This is a genomic window from Streptomyces spinosus (assembly GCF_020400655.1).
GTDB lineage: Bacteria > Actinomycetota > Actinomycetes > Streptomycetales > Streptomycetaceae > Streptomyces > Streptomyces argyrophylli.
Genome location: NZ_JAINRC010000005.1, coordinates 254,008 through 276,869 on the forward strand (window position 1 = coordinate 254,008; position 22,862 = coordinate 276,869).

Below are 22,862 nucleotides of genomic sequence, written 5' to 3' on the forward strand. Positions count from 1 at the left end.
GGACAGCGGGAATAAAGGCTACGCCTCCCTGGCCGGGAAGGTCAGGTCGAGCAAGGTCATCGTCGCGTAAGTCACATCAAGAATCTTGTTTCAGGGCTTGAAATGGCGGGAAACAAGCGTGGTTCCGCATGCGGGAGGGTGCGCGGGCACGGACCCTGCGCGTCTTCGTTCGACGGGTGCCCGGGCCTGCCCTGATCACACGTGTCCGGCCGCGCCGACCGGCGGCGGCCGAGGTGGATCTTGAGGTTCCGCTCGGACTTTACGTCAACTTGGAACGGAAGTCAGTCCCGGAAGAGTGACGATGATCCGGCAGCCCCGCTCGGATTCGGCCACACCGATCCGGCCGCCGTGCAGATCCACCGCCCACCGGGCGATCGCCAGGCCCAGCCCCGTGCCGCCGTCGCTGCCCGGACCGTGCGGCCGGGTCACCGCGCCGCGGTTGAACCGCTCGAACACCCGGTGCCACTCCGACCGGGGGATGCCGGGGCCCTCGTCCAGGACCTCCAGCTCCAGCGACTCCGGCTGCGCCCCGCGCCGCGCCCGTACCGTCACCCGGCCGTGCGGCGGGCTGTGCTTGACCGCGTTGTCGATCAGGTTGGCGACGACCTGGTGGATGCGCTCGGGGTCCGCGTGCGCGGTCAGCTCCGGCGGGGAGACGTCGAGGTGCAGATGGACGTCCGTGCGCGTGTGGCTGCCGGAGCCGGTGGCCATGCCCGCGCGCGCGGAGGCGACCATGTTGGCCTCCTTCAGCACCCCGGACAGGTACGGCCACACCTCGAACCGCCGCAGCTTCAGCGGTACGACGCCGTTGTCGAGCCGGGACAGGTCCAGCAGGGTCTCCACCAGCCGGCCGAGCCGCTCGGTCTGTTTCAGGGCCGTCCGCATCGTCTCCGGATCGGCCTGCGTGACCCCGTCGACGATGTTCTCCAGCACCGCGCGCAGGCCGGCGATCGGCGTGCGCAGCTCGTGCGAGACGTTCGCGACGAGCTCCTTGCGCTGGTTGTCCTGGGCCTCCAGCTCGTCGGCCATGACGTTGATCGTCTGGGCCAGGTCGCCCAGCTCGTCCCGGCGGTTCTCGCGCACCCGGCGGGTGTAGTCGCCCTGGGATATGGAGCGGGCCACCGCGTTCATCTCGTCCAGCGGCATGGTGAGCGAGTGCGCCACGAACTGCGTGATCAGCAAGGTGGCGATCATCGAGAAGACCGTGATGAACCGCAGCTCCGTCTTGGTGTGCACCGCCACGATCGACAGACCCGTGGTGATCAGCACCGAGATGACGACCAGCACGCCCAGCTTGGTCTTGATCGAGAACGGGCGCACGCCGCCCCAGGGCTCCTCGCCGAGGGCCCCGGGGCTGCTCCGTGCGGTCTGGCGCCCGCCGCCGCTCATGGGGTCGGCGTCTCCAGCGCGTAGCCCACGCCGTGCACCGTGCGGATGCGCTCCGCGCCGATCTTCCGCCGCAGCGCCTTGATGTGGCTGTCGACCGTACGGGTGCCGGAGGCGTCCGCCCAGTCCCACACCTCGGCCAGCAGCTGCTCCCGGGAGAGCACCGCGCGCGGGGTGTTCGCCAGGCACACCAGCAGGTCGAACTCGGTGGGCGTCAGGTGGACGTCCTCGGACTTCACCCGCACCCGGCGCTGCGCGTGGTCGATCTCCAGCTCGCCGAGGCGCAGGATGCCGGAGCGCGGGGTGGTGGCGGCCAGCGCGGCCCGCTCCACCCGGCGCAGCAGCACGTGCACGCGTGCGGCCAGCTCCCGCATCGAGAACGGCTTGGTCATGTAGTCGTCGGCGCCCACGCCGAGCCCGACCAGCATGTCCGTCTCGTCGTCCCGCGCGGTCAGCATCAGCACCGGCACCGGCCGCTGCGCCTGCACCCGCCGGCACACCTCGAGCCCGTCGAAGCCCGGCAGCATGATGTCGAGGATCAGCAGATCGGGCTGCCATGCCTCCGCGGTGTCGACCGCTGCCGGACCGTCGCCCGCCGTTTGCACGAGAAATCCCTCGGCGCGGAGCCGGGCCGCGATGGCGTCGACGATCGTCGGGTCGTCCTCGACGACCAGCACCCGGCGCTGTGCGCCCGGGGTGGTCGTCGCCGCGCCGCTCTGGGAGGTGTGTGTCTGCTCCATCGCCCGCCCCTGTTGTTGCTTTCCGGAATCAGTGGGGTGATCCCATGTCTGCGTTTGACGCTTGAATGATCGGCGTCAGGGCAGCACATTACGGTGACCGGCCGTGCTGTCGCTATCCAGGTCGGACGGCGAGGTGGACGGCGTCCGGAACGCCCCGGGCAACCGGCACCTCTTCGGTACGCACCTGCTGGAACCCGGCATTCCGCAAGCTTCCTTCAAATTCCGGAGAAGGCTCGGCCGACCACACCGCGAGCACCCCGCCGGGCCTCAACACCCGTGCGCAGGCGGCGAGTCCGGCCGGCGAGTAGAGGGTGTCGTTGTCCTCGGTGACGGTCCATCCGGGCCCGTTGTCGATGTCGAGGCACAGCGCGTCGAACGTGTCCGATGTCTCATTGACGAACCGCACGAGATCCGCTTCCACGATCGCGGTGCGCGGATCGGCGAGCGCGCCGGCGGACACCTCGGCCAGCGGTCCGTCCCGGTGCCAGCCGATGACGGCGGGTTCCCGCTCCACCACGGTGATGCGCCCCCACCGCGGGTCGGCGGCGGCATGGGCGAGCGAGAACCCCACGCCCAGCCCGCCGATCAGCACCTCGGGCGCCGGCCGGGCGTCCAGCGCGGCACGGGCCGCGTCGACCAGCAGCCGCTCCGAGCGGCCGTCCGAGGTGTCCATCAGGAAGCAGCCGTTGGCGATGATCTGCAGCAGCGCACCGTGTCTGCGCAGCACCACCTCGCCGTACGGGCCGTCGCGCCGGTCCAGGACCACGGGAGTGTCGTACACGGCAGTCATGACCCCATCCTGCTCGAACGGGGCCCGGCGTTCACGGCAATTGCGCGGGACACCCACGGACGGGTGGTCCGAGCCGGGGCCGCGAGCGCCCGGCGGGTGAGAGGTTGCCGTGAATCCGCCGCGGTGTGGCGTCGGTCATGGACAGCGCCGTGCCGGGCACCAAGGGTGGGGCGCGACGGAAGGAGCGTCTCACCGTGGAACGGAGCACGACGGGCCCCACGCCGGACGCGTACCCGCCCGCGCCGGGCACGCCCCTTCCGGACGGCACGGCCGCAATCCCGGCCCCGGTCCTCGCGGGCCTGCTGGACGGCATGCCCCGCCAGCGCGCCACCGCCCCGGCGCTGCCCGCCCCGCGGACCCACCGGCCCCCGCCCCGCCCGTGGCACCTGCTGCCGACCCCCGCCGGCGCCCCGTTCACCCTCGGCTACGCGGCCCTCCTGGCCGTCACCTCCCTGATCGCGGCCCACGCCGACCCCGGCCTGGTGCACGCGCTCCACCAGGGCTCCAGCACCGACGTGGCCCACCTGGTGCGCACCCCCGTGCTCGTGCTGTTGGCCAGCGCGCTGTGGATCGCGGGCGGGCTCCTCACGCCGTACACGGTCGCGTTCCTGCTGGTGCTCACCGCGCTGGAGCGGCGGATAGGGGGAGCGCGGGCCGCCTGCGTCTTCCTGGCCGGCCATGTCCTGGCGACCCTCGCCACCGAGGTACCGGTGGGCCTCGCCGTCCTGCTGGGCCACCTGCCCGACACCTCGCTGCACCGCCTCGACTACGGCATCAGCTTCGGCGTGGCCACGAGCACCGGCGCCCTGACGGGCCTGCTGCGTCCCTGGCTGCGCTGGCCGTTGCTGACCCTGGCCGCCGGCGGGCTGCTGAGCGACCTGCTGGCGTACGCGGATCCGCTGACGAACTGGGGCCACCTCATCGCCCTGACGATCGGTGTGGCGGCCTGGCCGCTGGTCCGGCGGTGGCACCGGCCGGCCTGAGGGACGCGCCACTCCAACGGCCCGCGGCCGGATGCGTTTCCGCAGTTCAGCACCGCCCGCTCAGGTGATCGCTCAGAGCGAACAGACCCCCGGGAACAACAGGACCCGCCAGAACATTGAGTCGGCATAGCTCAAGTTGACTGCCGAAGGGGAGATCATGGCTGCTGAGTCACCGGCGTTCACGCTGAACCTGCCCGTGCTGCCGCTCGACGACGAGGTCGTGCTGCCCGGCATGGTGGTTCCGCTGGACCTGAGCGACGCCGAGGTGCGGGCCGCGGTGGAGGCCGCCCAGGCCGCCGCGCGCTCCGAACCCGGAAAGCCCAAGGTGCTGCTGGTGCCACGCATCGACGGCACGTACGCCAAGACCGGCGTCCTCGGCACGGTCGAACAGGTCGGCAGGCTCGCCGACGGTGACCCGGGGGCCCTGATCCGCGGCCGCAGCCGCGTCCGCATCGGCGCCGGCACCACCGGCCCGGGCGCCGCGCTCTGGGTCGAGGGCGCCCGTGTCGAGGAGACCGTTCCCGAGCCGCTGCCGGGCCAGGTCGCGGAACTGGTCAAGGAGTACAAGGCGCTCGCCACCACCTGGCTGAAGAAGCGCGGCGCCTGGCAGGTCGTGGACCGCGTCCAGGCCATCGACGACGTGTCGGCGCTGGCCGACAACTCCGGATACTCGCCGTTCCTGACGACCGAGCAGAAGGTCGAACTGCTGGAGACCGCCGACCCGGTGGCCCGGCTCAAGCTCGCCACCCAGCAGCTGCGCGACCACCTCGCGGAGCAGGACGTGGCCGAGACCATCGCCAAGGACGTCCAGGAAGGCGTCGACAAGCAGCAGCGCGAGTTCCTGCTGCGCCGTCAGCTGGAGGCCGTCCGCAAGGAACTGCGCGAGCTGAACGGCGAGAAGGAGGGCGAGGAGTCCGACGACTACCGCGCCCGCGTCGAGGCCGCCGACCTGCCGGAGAAGGTCCGCGAGGCCGCCCTCAAGGAGGTCGACAAGCTGGAGCGCGCCTCCGACCAGTCGCCCGAGGGTTCCTGGATCCGCACCTGGCTGGACACCGTCCTGGAGATGCCCTGGAACGAGCGGACCGAGGACGCGTACGACATCCAGGGCGCGAAGGCCGTGCTGGACGCCGAGCACGCGGGCCTGGACGACGTGAAGGAACGCATCACCGAGTACCTGGCCGTGCGCAAGCGCCGCGGCGACCGGGGCCTGGGCGTCATCGGCGGCCGGCGCGGCGGTGCCGTGCTCGCGCTCGTCGGCCCGCCCGGTGTCGGCAAGACCTCGCTCGGCGAGTCCGTCGCGCACGCCATGGGCCGCACGTTCGTCCGCGTCGCCCTCGGCGGCGTCCGGGACGAGGCCGAGATCCGCGGACACCGCCGCACGTACGTCGGCGCGCTGCCCGGCCGGATCGTGCGCGCGATCAAGGAAGCCGGGTCCATGAACCCGGTGGTCCTGCTGGACGAGATCGACAAGGTGGGCTCCGACTTCCGGGGCGACCCGGCCGCCGCCCTCCTGGAAGTGCTCGACCCGGCGCAGAACCACACCTTCCGGGACCACTACCTGGAGGTGGAGCTGGACCTGTCCGACGTGGTCTTCCTCGCCACCGCCAACGTCCTGGAGGCCATCCCGGAGGCGCTCGCCGACCGCATGGAGATCGTCCGGCTGGACGGCTACACCGAGGACGAGAAGGTCGTCATCGCCCGGGACCACCTGCTCCCGCGCCAGCTGGAGCGGGCCGGCCTGGACAAGGCCGAGGTCACGCTGGACGAGAGCGCGCTGCGCAAGCTCGCCGGCGAGTACACGCGCGAAGCGGGCGTGCGGACCCTGGAGCGGTCCATCGCACGGCTGCTGCGGAAGATCGCGGCCCAGCACGAACTGGGCGAGCGCGAGCTGCCGTTCACCGTCACCGACGGCGATCTGCGCGGGCTGATCGGCCGGCCGCACCACGTTCCCGAGTCCGCCCAGGACCCGGCCGAGCGCCGTACGGCCGTCCCCGGTGTGGCGACCGGCCTCGCGGTCACCGGCGCCGGCGGCGACGTGCTCTTCGTGGAGGCGTCCCTGGCCGACCCGGAGACGGGCGGGGCAGGGCTGACCCTGACGGGCCAGCTGGGCGACGTGATGAAGGAGTCGGCGCAGATCGCGCTGAGCTTCCTGCGCAGCCACGGCGCCGAGCTGGAGCTGCCGGTGGCCGACCTGAAGGACCGGGGCGTGCACATCCACTTCCCGGCGGGCGCGGTGCCGAAGGACGGCCCGAGCGCGGGCATCACGATGACGACGGCCCTCGCCTCGCTGCTCTCCGGGCGCCTGGTCCGCACGGACGTCGCCATGACCGGCGAGGTCTCGCTGACCGGCCGGGTGCTGCCCATCGGCGGTGTGAAGCAGAAGCTGCTCGCCGCCCAGCGCGCCGGGGTGACCACCGTCATCATCCCCAAGCGCAACGAGCCCGACCTGGACGACGTCCCGGCCGAGGTGCTGGACAAGCTCGACGTCCACGCCGTGACCGACGTCCGCCAGGTGCTGGAGCTGGCGCTCGCGCCCGCCACGAGCGACGCGGCGCCGGAGGTTCCGGTGGCGGCGTGACGGACGCCACCGGATGAGGGAAGGCCCGGGTCCCGTGAGGGAGGCCCGGGCCTTCGCCCCGTGCGCGTCCGGGTCAGAGCGCGGTCAGCGACTGCTCCGCCCAGACGGTCTTGCCGATCCGTTCGTGCCGGGTGCCCCAGCGCTCGGCGAGCTGGGCGACCATCAGCAGGCCCCGGCCGCCCTCGTCGAAGATCCGGGCCCGGCGCATGTGCGGGGTGGTGTCGCTGGCGTCGTACACCTCGCTGATCAGCGTCCTGCCCTGGCGGATCAGCCGCAGCCGGATGGGCGGGCTGCCGTAGCGGATGGCGTTGGTGACCAGCTCGCTGACCACCAGCTCCGTGGTGAACGCGGCCTCGTCCAGGTCCCACGCGGACAGCTGGTCGGTGGCGTACCGGCGGGCCAGGGAGACGACGGCGGGCTCGTCGGACAGCTGCCAGGAGGCGACCAGGTCCTCGTGCAGGGCCCGGGTGCGGGCCACCAGCAGGACGATGTCGTCGTCGGGGCGGTGGCTGAGCAGGTCGGTGAGGACCCGGTCGCACACCGACTCCGGCGACCGCGCGGGGCGGCCCAGCGCGACGGACATCTTGTCCAGGGCCTCGTCGATGTCGTGGTCGCGGGCCTGAAGCAGTCCGTCGGTGTAGAGCGCGAGCAGGCTGCCCTCGGGCAGTTCCGTCTCCAGCGCCTCGAAGGGCAGCCCGCCGAGCCCGAGCGGCGGCCCCGCGGGCACGTCGAGGAAGCGGACGGTGCCGTCCGGGGTCACCAGGGCGGGCGGCGGGTGCCCGGCGCGGGCCACGGAACAGCGGCGCGAGACGGGGTCGTAGACGGCGTACAGACACGTGGTGCCGATGCCGCCGGCGGTGTCGGCGCCCGGGTCCGCGCTGCCCTCCTCGGCGGCCAGCCGCAGCACCAGGTCGTCCAGGTGGGTGAGCAGCTCGTCGGCGGGCAGGTCGACGTCGGCCAGGGTGCGTACCGCCGTGCGCAGCCGGCCCATGGTGGCGGAGGCCCGGATGCCGTGGCCCACCACGTCACCCATGACCAGCGCCACCCGCGCCCCGGACAGCGGGATCACGTCGAACCAGTCGCCGCCCACGCCGGCCCGGGTCGCGGCCGGCAGATAGCGGGTGGCGATCTCCAGGGCCGCCTGGTCGGGCACCGTGTGCGGGAGCAGGCCGGGTCGCGGGGCCTCGCCGGTGGTGCCGGGCCGGGGGCCGCCGCGGGCCTGCTCCATGCCGGCGGCCGTCTTGGCGGTGAACTCCTCCGCGAGGCGCAGGTCCTCCGGTCCGAAGGGGCCCCGCCCGCCGTGCCGGCCGAACAGGGCCACGCCGAGCGTGCTGCCCTGGACGAGCAGCGGGACCGCCAGCAGGGTGCGTGTCCCGGACGTGCGCAGCCACGAGGCGCCCGGGTCCAGCGCCGCCCACTCGGCCACGGCCGGGTCCGCCATGTCGTACAGCATCGGGCGGGCGGCCGTCAGACACCGGGCCGGCGGCGAGTCCGCCGGACAGACGATCACCTCACCGGCACCGGCACCGGCACCGAGGCCGGTCCGGACGCCGCCGCCCGGCCCGCCGCCGTCCGGGACCGCGCGCAGGGCGGCGCGGCGCAGGACCACCCGCTCCGGCGGCCGGCCGGCGGCCTCGGCGGTGGTCCACGGGGAGTCCAGCAGGTCCACCGCCATGAGGTCGGCCAGCCGGGGGACCGTGACCTCGCCGAGTTCCCGTGCGGCGCGGGCCTGGTCCGCCGCCGTGCCGACGGGCGTACCGGAGGCGCCCGCGGCGTCCCGGGCCGGCTCCGGCACGGACAGGCAGACGGCCCGTACCCGGCCGCCGGCGTCCTTCAGCGGGGTGAGGACGATGGCCCGGCCCAGCTCCGGGCCGAGCCGGCCGCGCGTCTCCTGCGCCTTGCCGCGCTCCAGCACCCGCCGCATCGACCGGTCGGCCTCCTCGCTCACGGCCCCCGGCACGATGTGGGTGAGGCGCAGTCCGCGGATCGCCGCCTCGGGCAGCGCGAGGGCGTGTTCCATCCGGCGGTTGGCGCGCACCAGGCGCAGGTCCGCGTCGAAGATGGCCAGCGGAAAGGGCGACTGCAGGAACGTCCACTCCTCCAGCGGTTCGCCGCGCGGCGGCTGCGTCCGGGCCGTCACCGCGCTCACCACGAGCCAGTCGCCGGCGCCGGTGCGCGAGGTCCGGCGGTGGGCGAGCACGCCCAGTTCCAGGAGCCGGCCGTCGCGGTGGCGCAGCGGAACCGTGCCGTTCCAGCGGGTCCGGCCGGCCAGTGCCCGCCGGACCGCCGTGCCGTCGGCGGCGAGCAGCACGGTGGCGGGCCGGCCGAGCACCGCCGGGGAGTCGTAGCCGAGCAGCTGTCGCGCGCCCTCGCTCCAGCCGGTGAGGATGCCCCGCTCATCGATGGTGGCCGTGGCCGTGTACGTCGACTGTCGTTCCATCGCCGCTCATCTCGCCCTTGCTCGGCAGGCTCTCCTGTCCAGCTTGATCCCGGGCGGCGCGGAGCACCAACGCGGACGCGGCGCACGCGGTGGCCCCCGCCGTCCGGCGGGGGCCACCGCGGAGCCGTCGGCCGCCGGCCTCGGGCGGTCAGCCGAGGGCCAGGGCCTGCACCCGGTCCAGGGCGCCGTTGAACTTGTCGTGGTCGCCGACCGTCGGGCCGGAGGAGGTGTACTGCCACATCGTGTAGTACGACCACCCCGCCGGCAGCGTCCCCGGGTCGGAGGCGTAGCGGGCGATCCACAGCGGGTTGTTCACCGCGAAGCCGCCGTAGTTGCCGGTGCACTGGGTCCACCAGCTGGTGGCGGTGTAGATGACCGGGTAGCGGCTGGTGCGTGCCTTGTACGTGTTGATGAAGTCGGCGATCCAGCTCACCATCTGGCTCGCGGTCTTGCCGTAGCAGGCCGCGCCGTACGGGTTCCACTCGATGTCGAGCGCGCCGGGCAGCGTCTTGCCGTCCCGGGACCAGCCGCCGCCGTGGTCCACGAAGTAGTTGGCCTGGGTGGCGCCGCTGGTGGTGTCCGGGGTGGCGAAGTGGTACGAGCCGCGGATCATGCCGACGTCGTAGGAGCCGTTGTACTGCTGGGCGAAGTACGGGTTCGTGTAGTACGTGCCTTCCGTGGCCTTCGTGTACGCCCACCGGACCCCGCTGTTCCACAGGGTCGACCAGGCGACGTTGCCCTGGTAGCCGGAGACGTCCACGCCCTCGGTCTGGGTGGCGTCACCGGTGCTGGGCGTGCCGTTCTGGCCGTCGTGGGCGAGGACGCCCATGCCCATGTGGGCGGAGCCGCGGGCGGGCGTGCCCGCGGCGTGGGCGGAGGTGAGCGGCAGCGTGAGGGAGAGCGCCGCGAGCAGGGCGGTGAGGAGGACGGCGAGGGGGGAGACGGAGCGGGTGGAGCCGGGTCTGAGCACGGGCATGACGTGCCTCCGGGGAGTGGAGTGGGGGAGTGACGCGGAGGTGACGCGGGGGCGTGACGTGGGGACCGCGACACCGACCGTCGGCCCACTGGCGTGGGCATGCCATAAACGACGTGCTAAGAAGCTACGCACGTAGATACGGCGTGGGAAGGGGGTCCGGACGACGCCGTTGGTCTACGCCTGCGAAATACTGGCAGAGCTGCGGCAATGACGACTTTTGACAGAAACTTTCAGGACCGCGAAACCGAGCAGGGGTGCTGACGTGCACGAGGACGGAAGCGACGGCGCGCACGGCGCCGTCGGGCGGATGACGCCCAGTGGTGCAGACCAGGAATTCCTGGCGCTGGAACGCGAGTTGACCGTGCTGCTCCGGCGTGCCCGGGCCAACCAGGGCGAGATGGCCCGGGAGGTCCACCCCGACCTGGAGTCCTCCGCGTACGGCCTGCTCATCCGGCTGGACGAACTGGGCGGCCAGCGGGCCACGGAACTCGCCGGCTACATCGGGGTCGGCAAGGCCACCATGTCCCGCCAGCTGCGCGCCCTGGAGGACCTCGGCCTGATCGCGCGCGAGCCCGACCCGGCCGACGGCCGCGCCTGGCTCGTCACCCTCACCGAAGAGGGCAGCCGCCGCGTCGGCACGGTCCGCGAGGCCCGCCGCGCCCGCTACGTCCGCCAGCTCGCCCACTGGGACCGCCGCGAGGTCGCCGAACTGGCCCGGCTGCTGCACGAGCTCAACGGCGTGATGGCGAAGTAACGTCACCGCGGCACCCGGCCGCGCCGCGAGGGCCCGGCCCGGGCGCGCGGCCTGGTGCGGCGAAGCGTCCCGCCCCGGCGTACAGCCGTGCCCATGACGCCCCTCGCGTCACAGTTCCACGTACACCGCCGTCGCGTCGTCGTGTGTCTTGGCGCGGCCCAGGTACGCCCGTTCCCGCCGGTCCGCCGTCTCCAGTTCCCGTACGCGTTCCACCAGCGACCGGGCGCCCTCCTTGGCGAGCAGGTCGAACAGGGCCGTCCAGTCGCCCTCGCGGAACGTCTCCGTCCAGCGGGTCGCGCCGTCCGTCAGCGCCGCCAGTGCCCGGACGTCCCGCCGGGGCAGGGTGCCGGTGACCGCCCGGGCGGCCACGGCGGGGTCGGCGGCGGCGGTGAAGAAGCCGCCCTCCTTGTTGCGCAGGTTGGCGTCGACCAGCGCGTCCGTGGCGAGCGCGGAGCGGGGCAGCCGGGCGAGACGGTCGTCCAGCAGCGGGGTGACCGTGCCGTCGGGCCCCCGCACCAGCAGCGCGGCGTCGGACAGCACCAGGTACTCGACCGCCGTGGCGGACCAGCGGGCCAGGGCGACGGTTGCCTGAGGGGTTCGCGGGTGAGAAAGCTCACAGGTGTCCGCATGGGCGTCCGCGGTGCGCCGGATCGCCCGCGCGAGAATCTCCGACAGCGTCAGATCTCGGCAGGAAACGGTCAGTTCGGTCAGCGCACCGCCCAGTCGCGCCGTGAACCAGGGGACGGAATGCAGACAGCCCGTCCCGGCGCTGGGCGGAGTCACGCCGTCCAGGACGACCACGCAACCTCCCTGTCCGCAGGCGGGTAGTCCGACACCGGCGAAGTCCTCGTTGGGGCGGGAGGCGTCGCCGGGTTCCGAGACCAGATCAGTGCGCATCCGGCCAGTCTGCACGAGCCCTTCACACAGTGCGCCAAAGGCTGGCACAGACCGGTGGATTCCCACGACCCCGCAGGTCAGGCGCCTGGTTTGGGCGGGAATGATCCACTCTGGCAAGGCGTGGCGGCGAATACTGCCAAAGCCTGCCGCGCGCGTCCAACCGGCCTGCCGCGCAAGAGCGTGGCACGCGCCACCGGAACTTGCCCGCCAACTCCCCTCCGATGTTCACTCCTTCGGGTGGCGGGTCAGGTGATGCGCGACCACTGCCCACCGGCGCTGGGAGGGTCGGGAACCGTACGAACCGGGTGTACGCACCACTTGGCACCGAGCTGACGGGGCGCCACCCGGGCCCCTGGGTAGACGAGTTCAGGAATGCGAGCACCGGTGCAGAAGAAGCGGCCTCGGCGCACAGGCAGGCAGACGGCCCCCGAGGGGACCGCCCCCCAGACCCCCGTGGGCTCCGGTCGCCCCACCCATGTGCGCACCCGGCTGATCGTCGCCGTCGCCGTGGTGGCCGCCGCCGTCGCGGGGGCGGGCGCGCCCGCGCTGCTCACGGCATCGAGGGACGTCGGCGACTCCCAGGACCTGGTGACCCTGGCCGCCCGCACCCAGGACGCGCTCACCCTCGCCCACTCTCTCGCCGACGAGCGCGACGAGGTCACCTCCTACGTCGCGGCCGGCCGCCCCAAGGACAAGGCGCCCTCCGAGGACCGCAGCGCCCGCGTGGACCGGCAGGTCGAGGAACTGCGCGCCGACACCGACACCCCGGCGAGCCTGCGCACCGCGCTCGACGGCATCGACACGCTCCGCCGCGGCGCCCTCACCGGCAAGACCGGCGCCCTGCAGACCCACCAGGCGTACTCGGCGACGATCACCGCGCTGCACCGGCTCGCCGAGCAGCTGGCCGAGCAGACGCCCCCGCGGGCCGGCTCCGGCGCCCACGCCCTCGCCGAACTCGACTCCGCCGTCCAGCAGTCCGCCGCCGCCCGCGGCCTGCTGCTGGCCGCGCTGAACATCCCGTCCAGCACCCAGACGGTGATCGACCCCGCCACCGGCCTGCCCACCACCGCCGCGACCAGCACCGAAGCGGACCGCAAACAGCGCGACGCGCTCACCGCCGCCGCCCAGCAGGCCCGGCTGCGCGCCGACGCGGCCCTCGCCGCCTTCCGCGAGACCGCGCCGAAGGCGGCCGTGGACTCCTACGACTCCACGGTCACCGGTCCGGAAGTCAACTCGGCCGACAAGTACCTGGCCTCGCTCACCGACCAGCCCACCCTCGCCGACAGCGAGCTGACGACCAGCACCAAGAAGCTGGACGCGGCCCTGTCCGCCCGTGTCGACCTGATGCGCGGCGCCGAGTCCGCGCTCTACGACCACCGCACCAAGGACCTGGCCAGGCTCCGCGACGACGACGTCACCGCCCTGGAGATCCGCGTCGCGGTCCTCGGCGCGCTGATGCTGGTCGCGGTCGGCATCGCCACCGCCATGGCCCGCACCCTGACCCGCCCGCTGTCGGTCCTGCGCCGCGGCTCCGCCCGCCTCGCCGCGTCCGAGGACCCGACGGCCCAGGAGCCGATCGCCTTCACCGGCCGCAACGACGAGTTCGCCCAGGTGGTCCGCTCGGTCAACGCCCTGCACGCGCACGCCGTGACGCTGCACGAGCGGGTCGCCACCCTGGAGACCGACCGCAAGCACCTGGTGGGCCAGCGCCAGAAGATGGCCGACGCCCGCGAGGAACTGCGCGCCGAGCTCGCCGGGTCCACCGCCCAGCTGGAGCGGCTGCGCACCAGCATCGGCTCCACCTTCGTCAACCTGGCCCTGCGCACCCTGGGACTGGTCGAGCGCCAGCTGGCGGTCATCGAGGGCCTGGAGGACCGCGAGCAGGACCCCGACCGCCTCGCCACCCTGTTCAAGCTGGACCACTTCGCCACGGTCATGCGCCGGCACAGCGAGAACCTCCTGGTCCTCGCCGGCACCGAGCACGTCCAGCAGCACCCGGGCCCGGTGCCGCTGGTCGACGTGGTCCGGGCGGCGGTCAGCGAGATCGAGCGCTACGAACGCGTCCGCATCGCGGCCCTCCCGCCGCACGCCCACGTCGCGGGGTTCGCCGCCGACGACCTCTCCCACCTGCTGGCCGAACTCATGGAGAACGCCACCTCGTTCTCCCCGCCGGACCTGCCCGTCGAGGTCTCCGGCTGGCTCCTGGAGTCGGGCGAGGTCATGCTGTCGGTCCAGGACGAGGGCATCGGCATGACCGCCGACCGCCTGGACACCCTCAACGGCCGCCTCGGCGACTTCGACCCCGAGTCCCTCTACGACCAGGAGGGCGAGGAGGGCCTCGGCCTCGGCCTGTACGTCGTCGCCCGCCTCGCCCACCGGCACGGCGTCCGCGTCCAGCTGCGCGAGCAGAAGCAGGGCGGCATCGCGGCGGTGGTGGTCCTCCCGGCCTCCCTGCTGGTCGAGGCCGCGCCCGCGGCGCTCCCGCCGCAGAGCGCCGCCCCCGGCGCCACGGGCACCTTCTCCCTCCCCGGCGCCGACGCCGAGGCCAACTCCAACGTCCTGCCCACCCGCGCCAAGCACCAGGACCCCCTGGTCACCCTGGCGGAGCAGGCCGTACGGGACGCCTCCGCCGAGGCACCGGCGCGGACGCCGCGGGAGGCACCGGCCGAGGCGCACGAGCAGGCGGCCCAGCCCGCCCAGGACACGGAGACCCGCCCGAAGGCCCCGGCGGAGACGTACGCCGAGACGACGATGGAGCTGCTGCTCCCCGGCGCGCCGGCGGCCGCCGACGGCGAGCACACCCGACAGGAGCCCCCCGCACCCGAGCACGAGACCCGCACCGACGGTGCGGACGGGCACGCGGACTCCGAAGGCGAAGCCGAGGAGGAGGAGCGGCTCACCAGCAAGGGGCTCCCCAAGCGCACACCGAAGATCACCGCCCCCACCACCCCGCCCCGCCAGCGCAGCACCAGCGTCGACGCCGAAGCCCTGCGCCGCAGGCTCGGCGGTTTCCGCACCGGCGCCCAGGCCGGCTACCGCGACGTAGAGGCGGAGATCGCCGAGCAGACGGCCAACAACCGGCGGCCGGCCGGCCGCGCACACGCCGAAGAAGCCACGGGGGGCACAGCCGAGGAGGCAAGCAGTTGACCGCGCCCACTACCTACGGACTGAGCAGTGAAGCCCGCAACCTGCACTGGCTGCTGACCAACCTCGTCGAGGAAGTACCCGGCATCCAGTCCGTCGCCGTGGTCTCCTCCGACGGGCTGCTCCTGCTGTCGTCCGACCCGGGTCACACGGAGGACGCCCGCCAGTCCCGCGACACCAAGCGGACCGGCCCCCGGGGGTCCTCCGCCGACCTCGCCACCATCGTCTCCGGCATCGGCAGCCTCACCGTCGGCGCCGCCAAGCTGATGGAGTTCGGCGGGGTCAAGCACACGATGGTCGCGATGGAGGAGGGCAGCCTGTTCGTGATGTCGATCAGCGACGGCTCGCTGCTCGGCGTGCACGGCTCCGCCGAGTGCGACATGAGCGTCGTGGCGTACCACATGGCGCTCTTCGTCGGCCGCGCCGGCCACGTCCTGACGCCGGAGCTGCGCAGCGAACTGCGCAAGAACCTGGAAGCCGAGTCCACCGGGGGCGACCGATGACCGGCACCCCCGAGAAACCGGGCAGGACGCAGCTCCCGGTCCGCGGCGGCGACCGCAAACCCGCCCGCGTCCGCCCCTACTCGCTCACCGGCGGCCGTACCCGCTTCGGCCACGTCCTCCTCGTGGAGACGTTCGTGGCGGCGCTGGAGGCCCCGGAGGAGCGCAAGGAACTGACGAACGGCTCGCTCGCCACCCGGGTCATGCCGGAGATGCGCGCCATCGTCGAACTGTGCCGCCGTATGCGCACGGTGGCCGAGATCGCCGCGCTGCTGAAGATGCCGCTCGGCGTGGTCCGCGTGCTCCTGAGCGATCTCGCGGACCAGGGAAAGATCCGTGTGTACGGCACCGGAACGGGTCACGGCACCGGCCGCCCGGACCGCGCTCTGCTGGAAAGGGTGCTGAGTGGACTCCGCCGTCTCTGACGCCACCGCCTCCTTCGGGGGCACCCCCCTCGTCGCCGGGTTCACCGAACCGGACGAGGACCTGAAGTCCTGGCAGACGGACCGGACGCGCGCCCCCATCGCGACGAAGATCGTGGTGGCGGGCGGCTTCGGCGTCGGCAAGACCACGCTCGTCACCTCCGTCTCGGAGATCACGCCCCTGCAGACCGAGGCGCTGATGACCGAGGCCAGCGAGGGCACCGACGACCTGTCCGCCACGCCGGGCAAGCTCACCACCACCGTGGCCATGGACTTCGGCCGCATCACGCTCGACGACGACCTGGTGCTCTACCTGTTCGGCACGCCGGGCCAGCAGCGGTTCTGGTTCATGTGGGACGACCTGGTGCGCGGCGCGATCGGCGCCGTCGTCATGGCCGACACCCGCCGGCTGAAGGACTGCTTCCCGGCCCTGGACTACTTCGAGAGCTGCGGACTGCCGTACGTCGTCGCGGTCAACCACTTCGACGGCAGCGAGCGGTTCGAACCGGAGGACGTGCGGGAGGCGCTGACGATACCGGCGCACATCCCTGTCATGATCATGGATGCGCGGCGGCGGATCTCGGCGATCGAGGTCCTCCTGGCCCTGGTGGGCCACGCGCTGGACGAAACCCCGGAGTAGTCCTCACCCCTCGTCCTCATCCCGTAGGAGGCACCACCCGCATGCGGAAGATACTCGTCGTCGGGGCCGGCCAGTCCGGTCTCCAGCTCGCCCTCGGCCTGCAGTCGCACGGCTACGAGGTCACCCTGATGTCGAACCGGACCGCGGACGAGATCCGCTCCGGCCGGGTCATGTCGACGCAGTGCATGTTCGACACGGCCCTCCAGCACGAGCGCGACCTCCAGCTGAACTTCTGGGAGTCCCAGGCCCCGAAGATCGAAGGACTCGGCGTCTCGGTCGCCGCGCCCGGCTCCCACGACCCGGGCCCGACCCAGCGCGCGATCGACTGGGTGGGCAGGCTCGAGGGGTACGCGCAGTCGGTGGACCAGCGCGTGAAGATGGCCGGCTGGATGGAGACGTTCGCCCAGCGCGGCGGCCAGCTGGTCATCCACGGCGCGGCGGTCGGCGACCTGGACTACTTCTCCCGCACCTACGACCTCGTCCTGGTCTCGGCCGGCAAGGGCGAGCTGGTCTCGATGTTCGCCCGCGACCCGGAGCGCTCCCCGTACACCGAGCCGCAGCGGGCGCTGGCGGTGGCGTACGTGCACGGGCTCGGCCCGCGCCCGGAGCACCCGGAGTTCGACGCGGTCCGCTGCAACCTGGTCCCCGGCGTCGGCGAGCTGTTCGTCATGCCGACGCTCACCACGTCCGGCCGTGCCGACATCCTGTTCTGGGAGGGCATACCCGGCGGCCCGCTCGACGTCTTCCAGGGCGTCAAGGACCCGGCGGAGCACCTCTCCCTGACCCTGGAACTCATGGAGAGGTTCACGCCCTGGGAGTACGCGCGGGCCACGAAGGTCGAACTCACGGACGCGGGCGGCACCTTGTCCGGCCGCTACGCCCCGACCGTCCGCAACCCGATCGGCCGGCTGCCCTCGGGCGGTCTGGTGCTGGGTGTGGCCGACGTGGTCGTCGCCAACGACCCGATCACCGGCCAGGGCTCCAACTCGGCGTCCAAGTGCGCCGCCGCCTACCTCGCGTCCATCCTGGAACACGGTGACAAGCCGTTCGACGAGGAGTGGATGCGGCAGACGTTCGACCGGTACTGGGCCACCGCCCAGCACGTCACCAAGTGGACGAACGCGATGCTGGCGCCGCCGCCGGAGCACGTCCTGAACCTCATCGGCGCGGCCGGGCAGCTGCAGCCCGTGGCGGATCGATTCGCCAACGGGTTCAACAACCCGGCCGACTTCGAGAACTTCTTCTACGACCCGGAGAAGACGTCCGCGTACCTGGGCTCGCTCACCGGGGCCTGACGGGCCCGTCCCCGCGGGCACCGACCGTGCCCGCCGTACCGGGACGTACGGCGCCCAGGACCGGATAGCTGGCGATCGGTGACACCGTGACCTTCTCGCCCGGTCTGGGCGCCTGCACGACCTTCCCGCCGCCCACGTACATCGCCACGTGCGTCGCCTCCGGGAAGTAGACCACCAGGTCGCCCGGCCTCAGCCGGTTCAGCGGGACCCTGCCCAGCCGGTTCCACTGCTCCTGGCTGGTGCGCGGGATGGGGGTGCCCGCGTGGGACCAGGCCTGGGACGTCAGGCCCGAGCAGTCGTACGCCTCGGGGCCCTGCGCGCCCCACTGGTACGGCTTGCCGATCTGGTCCATGGCGTAGCGGACGGCACGGTCGCCGGCCGGGGTGGCCGCGCGGTCGGCGGGCAGGGCGCCCGCGGTGGTCAGGCGCTGCTGGGCCGCGGCGACCCCCTGCTGTTCCAGCCGGGCCACGGCCGCGAGCTGGGCCGGGGTGAGACCGGCCAGCAGGCGTTCCACGTCGGCGAGCTTCCCCCGGACGTCGTCGCGCTGCCGCTTCTGCCGGGCGGCCAGAGCGAGCTGGGTGTCCAGGGCCTTGCGGGCCGCGCGGGCCAGCGCGTCCTTGCGCTGTTCCGCGGCGGTCAGCCGGGCCACCGTACGGGCCCGCTCGCGTGCCAGTTCGCCGAGGACGTGGCCCTCGTCCAGCGCGTGCTGCGGATCGGGCGCGAGGAGCACGCGCACGTACGGGCCGAGGCCGCCGCTGCCCTGGTACTGCTGCCGGGCCAGGCGCCCGGCCTCGGTCCGGCTGTCCCGCAGCACGAGCCGGGCGTCGGCGAGTTCGCCGTCGAGCCGGGCCACCTCGGCGCGCTTGCGCTCCAGCCGCTCGGTCGTGGCGTTGTAGGTCTCGGTGGCCTGTTCGGTCCTGCGGTACAGCTGCTGAAGATCCGTCAGCAGCCCGGCGACGGACCGCTGGGGGTCCGGCGTGGCCGCGGCGGGCACGGGCGCGAGGACGGCCTGGGCCGCCACCGCCGTCGTACAGGCCAGTCGCACGATCCTTCCTGACACGTCATCACCTCCGCTGCGCGGGAAACGGAATCTCCGCTTCCCGGCGCAGCCCGATAATCAGACGTGTCGGTGCCGGCTGGATACGAAGCCTGCGCGGTTCGGCGCAGCGGTTTCACCCGTTCGCGTCGTCCGGCTTGACGTACGGCGTGGCGTCCGGCCGGGACCAGGGCCAGCGCGGCTTCCCGCCCGACCTGTCGTCCGGGTCGTACCGGTACTTCCACCCCTGGATCAGCCCCAGCCTCCTGCTGTGCCCCTTGGGCACGCGGCGGTAGACCAGCACCGTGGGCGGGCCGCCCCCGGGGTCCGGGACGGGGATGCGGTACGTCTTCGGGGGGTGCCCGGTGGGGCCGACCAGGACGGGCAGCACGCGCCCGTCCATGGGGCCGCCCTCGAACGGGGTGTCCTGGCTCTTCACGGGTCCAGTCTCAGCCATCCGCCGACAGCGCGGTGACCAGCGCGGCCGTCTGCGGGTCGCGGCCCGCGGTGACCGTGAGGACGGCCAGGAACTGCTCCACCAGCCAGTCGCGCAGCTCCTCCACCGGGGGCTGCTTGTCCTCGTCCAGCCAGATCAGGGAGGCCGCCTCCACGGCCGTGATCCACATCCGGACGGTCATGCGCAGCCGGGGGCCCGGGTCGGTGACGCCGAGGTGCTGGTGGATGTGCTCGGCGGCGGACCGGCGCACCCCGTCCACGATGGCGGTGGTGCGGGAGGTCTCCACGACACTGCCGCCTTGCAGCAGGGCGCTGAAGCCGGTGTCGTGCTCGTCCACGAAGGCCAGGTAGCGGTCCAGCGCCCGGGACAGCCGGGGCAGCAAGGGGCCCTCGCGGGGCTCGTCGAAGCACTGCCGCAGCTCCTCGGCGGCGGAGCGCAGCGCGGCCTCGTAGAGCTGCTGCTTGCCGCCGGGGAAGTACCGGTACACCAGCGGCCGGGACACCCCGGCCGCCTCCGCCACGTCGTCCAGGGAGACGTCCTCGGGCGCGCGGTGCGCGAAGAGGCCCAGGGCCGCGTCGAGGAGCTGGCTCCGCCGCTCCTCGACGCTGAGCCGGCGGTATGCGGGGGTGGCCGACGGGGTCATGTCCCGCAGCCTAATCGCCGCGCGGCCCCGGCCGGCTTCCAGCCGCCGGTGCCCAGGGGCCGCCCGTGCGGTTCCCTACGCCAGGAGGCCCGACGACCTCCACAGGCGCCGCCCCACGCCCCGCAGCACCCCGATGTCGTCCAGGAAGTCCGTCAGCCGCTTCGCGCCGGTCTGCATGACCTCCCGCCGGTGCCCGCTGGCCTTCACCTGCGCCATCGCCTCCCGCTTGTCGAGGCCGACGTTGGTGTAGACCTCCGGGTTGACGAAGGCGACCGAGAAGACGCGGGCGAACTCGCCCGAGGTGACCCGGGTGAACTCCTGGGACCACTTCGGCGCGGTCACCATCTGGCGCCGCAGCTCCTCACGGGCGTACCGGACGTGCCGGGCCTCCTCGACCACGTGGATGCGGGTGACGCCCCGGATCAGCGGCTGCACCCGCTCGTCGGGGAACGTCAGCCGCTGCATCCAGTCCAGCACCTCCTCGCCGAGCAGCGTGGCGGTGAAGGAACCGGGGGTGGTGGAGATCGTCTTGAACAGCCGGCCCAGGTTCTGGTGGGCACGGCTCACCGGGTACCAGGGCGTGCCGCCCTGCGCGATGAGCCGCGCGAACATCTTCGAGTGCCGGCACTCGTCCTCGATCTCGGTGAGCGCGTACCGCACGTGCGCGCTCGTCGCCGCCTTGTCGTAGATGTGCCGGACGAGCAGCTGCATGAGGATGATCTCGAACCAGATGCCGAGCGAGGCCAGTGCGGCGGCCTCGTGCTGGGAGAGCAGGATGCGCTGCTCCTCGCTCATCCGCTTCCACATCGGCGTGCCGTACAGCGACACCAGCTCCGGCGGCCAGAACCACTTGCCCTCCTCGAAGGGCGCGTCCCAGTCCAGCTCCTTGTCCGGGTCGAAGGAGTGCTTGGCGGAAGAGACGAGCAGCCGTTCGGCCACCTGTTCCCGGTCCTTGAGCAGGCCGAGCGCGTCGCGCAGCCCGTCCAGCGCGTCCGCTTCCGTCAGGGTCGTCATGGCTCCCTCTCCTCGTTACCCGGTGGTAGTCGTCCTGCCTCTTATGAGACTGCCTGTCAGCAAGGCCGTCAATCCCTTGCGCATGACTTGTTGACCCGGGGTCGGCGTGTGAGCCTGCGGGGTATGCCGACCCATGAGCTCTACGCCAACGAACCGGGAGACTCCCCCTGGCAGGTGCCCGCCGCCGGCGCGGCCCGGTTCAGCTGGGAGTACGACGACGGCCGCGACCGCCTCCTCGCCCTCTACCAGAAGGGCAAGGACAAGCAGTGGGACGGGCGGACGCGGATCGACTGGGACCTTCAGGTCGACCCCTGCGACGCCCTGGGCACGCCCGACGAGGCCATGTCCCTGTACGGCACCCCGTACTGGGACAAGCTCTCGGAGCGGGACAAGGGCGAGCTGCGGCGGCACTACGCCTCCTGGCAGTTCAGCCAGTTCCTGCACGGCGAGCAGGGCGCGATGATCTGCGCGGCGCGGATCGTGGAGTCGGTGCCGGACCTGGACGCCAAGTTCTACTCCGCGACCCAGACCATGGACGAGGCCCGGCACGCCGAGATCTACGGCCGGTTCCTGCACGAGAAGATGGGCCTCGTCTACCCGATCAACGACAACCTCCAATCGCTGCTCGGCGACACCCTGCGCGACAGCCGCTGGGACATGCCCTACCTCGGCATGCAGGTGCTGATCGAGGGCCTGGCGCTGGCCGCCTTCGGCATGATCCGGGACACCACGGACAAGCCGCTGCCGAAGCAGATCCTCACCTACGTCATGCAGGACGAGGCCCGGCACGTGGCCTTCGGCCGGATGGCGCTGCGCGACTACTACAAGCAGCTCACCGACGCCGAACTGCGCGAGCGCGAGGAGTTCGTCATCGAGGGCTGCTACCTGATGCGCGACCGGCTGCGCGGGGTCGAGGTCCTGGAGAACTTCGGCATCCCCAAGGCCGACGCGGAGGCGCTGAGCGAGCGCTCCGAGTTCCTCCAGCTCTTCCGCAAGCTGCTGTTCGGCCGCATCGTCCCGTGCGTCAAGGACATCGGCCTGTGGGGCAGACGGCTGCAACAGGCCTACGTGGACATGGGCGTGCTGGAGCTGGGCGACTCCGACCTGGACCTGCTGATGGCCCAGGACGAGGAGCTGGCCGAGCGGCTGGACGCCGAGCGCTTCGCGGCCGAGGAGCGGGACCGGGTGGCCGAGGTGGAGACGGCGATCGCGTCGGGGGCGGCGGAGGACTGACCGGGCGCGGCACGCGGTGCCGGCCCGTCACCCGGGTGCAGTAGCGTGCTGGCGTGTCCATGCCTCCACCACCGCAGAATCCCGGCCCCTACGGCCGGCAGCCCCCGCACCAGCCTGGCCCCTACGGCCGGCAGCCCCCGCACCAGCCTGGCCCGTACGGCGGGCAGCCCCCGCAGGCCCCGGGCCCGTACGGCTCCCCGTACCCCCAGCAGCCCTACCCGCAGCAGCAGCCGTACCCGGCACAGCAGCCGTACCCGCAGCAGCCCTACCCCGGCTGGGGTGTGCCGCCGATGGCCCCGCCCCCGAAGAAGCGGCGGACCGGTCTGGTGCTCGGCATCGTCGGCGGGGTCGTCGCGGCCGTCGTGGTGCTGCTCCTCGCGCTCGGCATGGTCGCCGAGAGCGGCTTCCCCGCTGCGGAGCACAAGCTGACCCTGCCCCGCACGCTGCTCGAAGGGAAGTACCGGCTCGTCGACGACCTCTCCGGGTCCGAGGGCAGGAAGATCAGCGAGGAGGCCGACGGGGCCTGGGACGCCAAGGACACCCACGGCGTCGTCGGCACCTACAGCCCCGGCGGTGACGAGACCAAGGGCACCCTGGTGGTGTCCGGCATGTACGGCCGGTTCAAGAACACCGACGAGGCTCGCAGGAACATGATGAAGGGCGCCGGCGAGGGCGACGGCGCCACCGTCGCCGTACCGGCGAAGGAGTTCGAGCTGGACGGCGTCACCATCGGCTGCGAGGTGATGACCGAGGAGCACCTCGGCACGAAGATCACCGTGCCGGTGTGCGCCTGGGCCGACGGCAACACCGGGGCCACGGTCGCCGAGGTGGCCACGGCGGCCATGGACCAGGACCCCTCGGACGTCGACCTGGAGGCGTTCGCGCACAAGACCCTCACGATCCGCTCGGAGATGCGGGGGCCGGTCGGTTGATC

The 22,862-nt window shown here is 72.7% G+C and carries 20 protein-coding genes; 10 read left to right on the forward strand and 10 right to left on the reverse strand.

Features of this window, described 5'->3' with window-relative positions; genetic code table 11:
- Nucleotides 1-264 precede the first annotated feature (264 nt).
- The 3 genes from LG395_RS12335 to LG395_RS12345 form a co-directional block, all read right to left on the reverse strand.
- Complete coding sequence (locus tag LG395_RS12335; RefSeq protein ID WP_171152890.1) at nt 265-1,389, reverse strand: HAMP domain-containing sensor histidine kinase; 1,125 nt, start codon at nt 1,387-1,389, stop codon at nt 265-267.
- The gene (locus LG395_RS12340; RefSeq protein WP_171152889.1) at nt 1,386-2,126 is read right to left on the reverse strand and encodes a response regulator transcription factor; all 741 of its coding nucleotides are present in this window, start codon (nt 2,124-2,126) and stop codon (nt 1,386-1,388) included. The genes LG395_RS12335 and LG395_RS12340 overlap by 4 nt, the downstream gene beginning before the upstream one ends.
- Nucleotides 2,127-2,238: 112 nt before the next feature.
- A complete protein-coding gene (locus tag LG395_RS12345) occupies nt 2,239-2,916 on the reverse strand; it encodes a spermine/spermidine synthase domain-containing protein (protein ID WP_171152887.1) in 678 nt (225 codons plus the stop codon).
- A gap of 194 nt (nt 2,917-3,110) precedes the next feature.
- Here LG395_RS12345 and LG395_RS12350 point away from each other — a divergent pair, with 194 nt between their 5' ends.
- Together LG395_RS12350 and lon are read left to right on the forward strand one after the other, a co-directional pair.
- Nucleotides 3,111-3,899 (forward strand): rhomboid-like protein, encoded by a 789-nt coding sequence (locus tag LG395_RS12350; RefSeq protein ID WP_225809370.1) that lies wholly within the window; start codon nt 3,111-3,113, stop codon nt 3,897-3,899.
- A 157-nt stretch (nt 3,900-4,056) separates the two neighbouring features.
- A complete protein-coding gene (lon, locus tag LG395_RS12355) occupies nt 4,057-6,477 on the forward strand; it encodes an endopeptidase La (protein ID WP_225809371.1) in 2,421 nt (806 codons plus the stop codon).
- Between the two features lie 73 nt (nt 6,478-6,550).
- On the opposite strand, the gene LG395_RS12360 is transcribed toward lon, so the two are convergent.
- On the reverse strand, nt 6,551-8,917 hold the full coding sequence (locus LG395_RS12360) for a SpoIIE family protein phosphatase (protein ID WP_225809372.1): 2,367 nt from the start codon (nt 8,915-8,917) through the stop codon (nt 6,551-6,553).
- Between the two features lie 148 nt (nt 8,918-9,065).
- Nucleotides 9,066-9,893 (reverse strand): lysozyme, encoded by an 828-nt coding sequence (locus LG395_RS12365; protein ID WP_225809373.1) that lies wholly within the window; start codon nt 9,891-9,893, stop codon nt 9,066-9,068.
- Between the two features lie 262 nt (nt 9,894-10,155).
- On the opposite strand from LG395_RS12365, the gene LG395_RS12370 reads away from it, so the two are divergent.
- On the forward strand, nt 10,156-10,647 hold the full coding sequence (locus LG395_RS12370) for a MarR family winged helix-turn-helix transcriptional regulator (protein WP_225809374.1): 492 nt from the start codon (nt 10,156-10,158) through the stop codon (nt 10,645-10,647).
- Nucleotides 10,648-10,755: 108 nt separating this feature from the next.
- Here the strand turns inward: LG395_RS12370 and LG395_RS12375 are convergent, their stop codons facing one another.
- On the reverse strand, nt 10,756-11,544 hold the full coding sequence (locus LG395_RS12375) for a protein phosphatase 2C domain-containing protein (RefSeq protein ID WP_225809375.1): 789 nt from the start codon (nt 11,542-11,544) through the stop codon (nt 10,756-10,758).
- Nucleotides 11,545-11,928: 384 nt separating this feature from the next.
- Between LG395_RS12375 and LG395_RS12380 the strand changes: the two genes are divergently transcribed.
- From LG395_RS12380 to LG395_RS12400, 5 genes are read left to right on the forward strand one after another with little or no spacing between them, the layout of a single operon-like run.
- A complete protein-coding gene (locus LG395_RS12380; protein WP_225809376.1) occupies nt 11,929-14,691 on the forward strand; it encodes a sensor histidine kinase in 2,763 nt (920 codons plus the stop codon).
- A complete protein-coding gene (locus LG395_RS12385) occupies nt 14,688-15,191 on the forward strand; it encodes a roadblock/LC7 domain-containing protein (RefSeq protein ID WP_171152874.1) in 504 nt (167 codons plus the stop codon). Before LG395_RS12380 ends, LG395_RS12385 begins: the two co-directional genes overlap by 4 nt.
- Nucleotides 15,188-15,613, forward strand: a complete 426-nt coding sequence (locus tag LG395_RS12390) for a DUF742 domain-containing protein (RefSeq protein ID WP_171152872.1) — start codon at nt 15,188-15,190, stop codon at nt 15,611-15,613. The genes LG395_RS12385 and LG395_RS12390 overlap by 4 nt, the downstream gene beginning before the upstream one ends.
- Entirely contained in the window at nt 15,594-16,250 is a 657-nt protein-coding gene (locus LG395_RS12395; RefSeq protein ID WP_171152871.1) for a GTP-binding protein, read from the forward strand. The genes LG395_RS12390 and LG395_RS12395 overlap by 20 nt, the downstream gene beginning before the upstream one ends.
- Nucleotides 16,251-16,291: 41 nt before the next feature.
- Nucleotides 16,292-17,545: a styrene monooxygenase/indole monooxygenase family protein gene (locus LG395_RS12400; protein ID WP_225809377.1), complete on the forward strand. Its 1,254-nt coding sequence runs from the start codon at nt 16,292-16,294 to the stop codon at nt 17,543-17,545.
- Here the strand turns inward: LG395_RS12400 and LG395_RS12405 are convergent.
- From LG395_RS12405 to LG395_RS12420, 4 genes are all read right to left on the reverse strand, one after another.
- Complete coding sequence (locus LG395_RS12405; protein WP_225809378.1) at nt 17,532-18,605, reverse strand: C40 family peptidase; 1,074 nt, start codon at nt 18,603-18,605, stop codon at nt 17,532-17,534. The genes LG395_RS12400 and LG395_RS12405 overlap by 14 nt on opposite strands.
- A 112-nt stretch (nt 18,606-18,717) precedes the next feature.
- On the reverse strand, nt 18,718-19,020 hold the full coding sequence (locus tag LG395_RS12410) for a DUF8847 domain-containing protein (protein WP_225809379.1): 303 nt from the start codon (nt 19,018-19,020) through the stop codon (nt 18,718-18,720).
- A 10-nt stretch (nt 19,021-19,030) separates the two neighbouring features.
- Nucleotides 19,031-19,681 carry a TetR/AcrR family transcriptional regulator gene (locus LG395_RS12415; protein ID WP_059264221.1) on the reverse strand — a complete coding sequence of 217 codons (651 nt, stop codon included), beginning with the start codon at nt 19,679-19,681 and terminating at the stop codon, nt 19,031-19,033.
- A 75-nt stretch (nt 19,682-19,756) separates the two neighbouring features.
- Nucleotides 19,757-20,695, reverse strand: coding sequence for an AurF N-oxygenase family protein (locus LG395_RS12420; protein ID WP_171152864.1), 939 nt, complete (start codon nt 20,693-20,695; stop codon nt 19,757-19,759).
- Between the two features lie 123 nt (nt 20,696-20,818).
- Between LG395_RS12420 and LG395_RS12425 the strand changes: the two genes are divergently transcribed.
- Together LG395_RS12425 and LG395_RS12430 are read left to right on the forward strand one after the other, a co-directional pair.
- A complete protein-coding gene (locus tag LG395_RS12425; RefSeq protein WP_171152862.1) occupies nt 20,819-21,928 on the forward strand; it encodes a ferritin-like domain-containing protein in 1,110 nt (369 codons plus the stop codon).
- Nucleotides 21,929-21,987: 59 nt separating this feature from the next.
- Nucleotides 21,988-22,860, forward strand: coding sequence for a hypothetical protein (locus LG395_RS12430; protein WP_225809458.1), 873 nt, complete (start codon nt 21,988-21,990; stop codon nt 22,858-22,860).
- The last annotated feature ends 2 nt before the right edge of the window (nt 22,861-22,862 follow it).

What these genes read in the sequence shown, in the direction of transcription:
- LG395_RS12430 (WP_225809458.1), top strand. Translation starts at nt 21,988, where the DNA reads ATGCCTCCACCACCGCAGAATCCCGGCCCCTACGGCCGGCAGCCCCCG.
- LG395_RS12360 (WP_225809372.1), bottom strand. Translation starts at nt 8,917, where the DNA reads ATGGAACGACAGTCGACGTACACGGCCACGGCCACCATCGATGAGCGG.
- lon (WP_225809371.1), top strand. Translation starts at nt 4,057, where the DNA reads ATGGCTGCTGAGTCACCGGCGTTCACGCTGAACCTGCCCGTGCTGCCG.
- LG395_RS12415 (WP_059264221.1), bottom strand. Translation starts at nt 19,681, where the DNA reads ATGACCCCGTCGGCCACCCCCGCATACCGCCGGCTCAGCGTCGAGGAG.
- LG395_RS12345 (WP_171152887.1), bottom strand. Translation starts at nt 2,916, where the DNA reads ATGACTGCCGTGTACGACACTCCCGTGGTCCTGGACCGGCGCGACGGC.
- LG395_RS12400 (WP_225809377.1), top strand. Translation starts at nt 16,292, where the DNA reads ATGCGGAAGATACTCGTCGTCGGGGCCGGCCAGTCCGGTCTCCAGCTC.
- LG395_RS12375 (WP_225809375.1), bottom strand. Translation starts at nt 11,544, where the DNA reads ATGCGCACTGATCTGGTCTCGGAACCCGGCGACGCCTCCCGCCCCAAC.
- LG395_RS12340 (WP_171152889.1), bottom strand. Translation starts at nt 2,126, where the DNA reads ATGGAGCAGACACACACCTCCCAGAGCGGCGCGGCGACGACCACCCCG.
- LG395_RS12425 (WP_171152862.1), top strand. Translation starts at nt 20,819, where the DNA reads ATGCCGACCCATGAGCTCTACGCCAACGAACCGGGAGACTCCCCCTGG.
- LG395_RS12335 (WP_171152890.1), bottom strand. Translation starts at nt 1,389, where the DNA reads ATGAGCGGCGGCGGGCGCCAGACCGCACGGAGCAGCCCCGGGGCCCTC.
- LG395_RS12365 (WP_225809373.1), bottom strand. Translation starts at nt 9,893, where the DNA reads ATGCCCGTGCTCAGACCCGGCTCCACCCGCTCCGTCTCCCCCCTCGCC.
- LG395_RS12420 (WP_171152864.1), bottom strand. Translation starts at nt 20,695, where the DNA reads ATGACGACCCTGACGGAAGCGGACGCGCTGGACGGGCTGCGCGACGCG.
- LG395_RS12390 (WP_171152872.1), top strand. Translation starts at nt 15,188, where the DNA reads ATGACCGGCACCCCCGAGAAACCGGGCAGGACGCAGCTCCCGGTCCGC.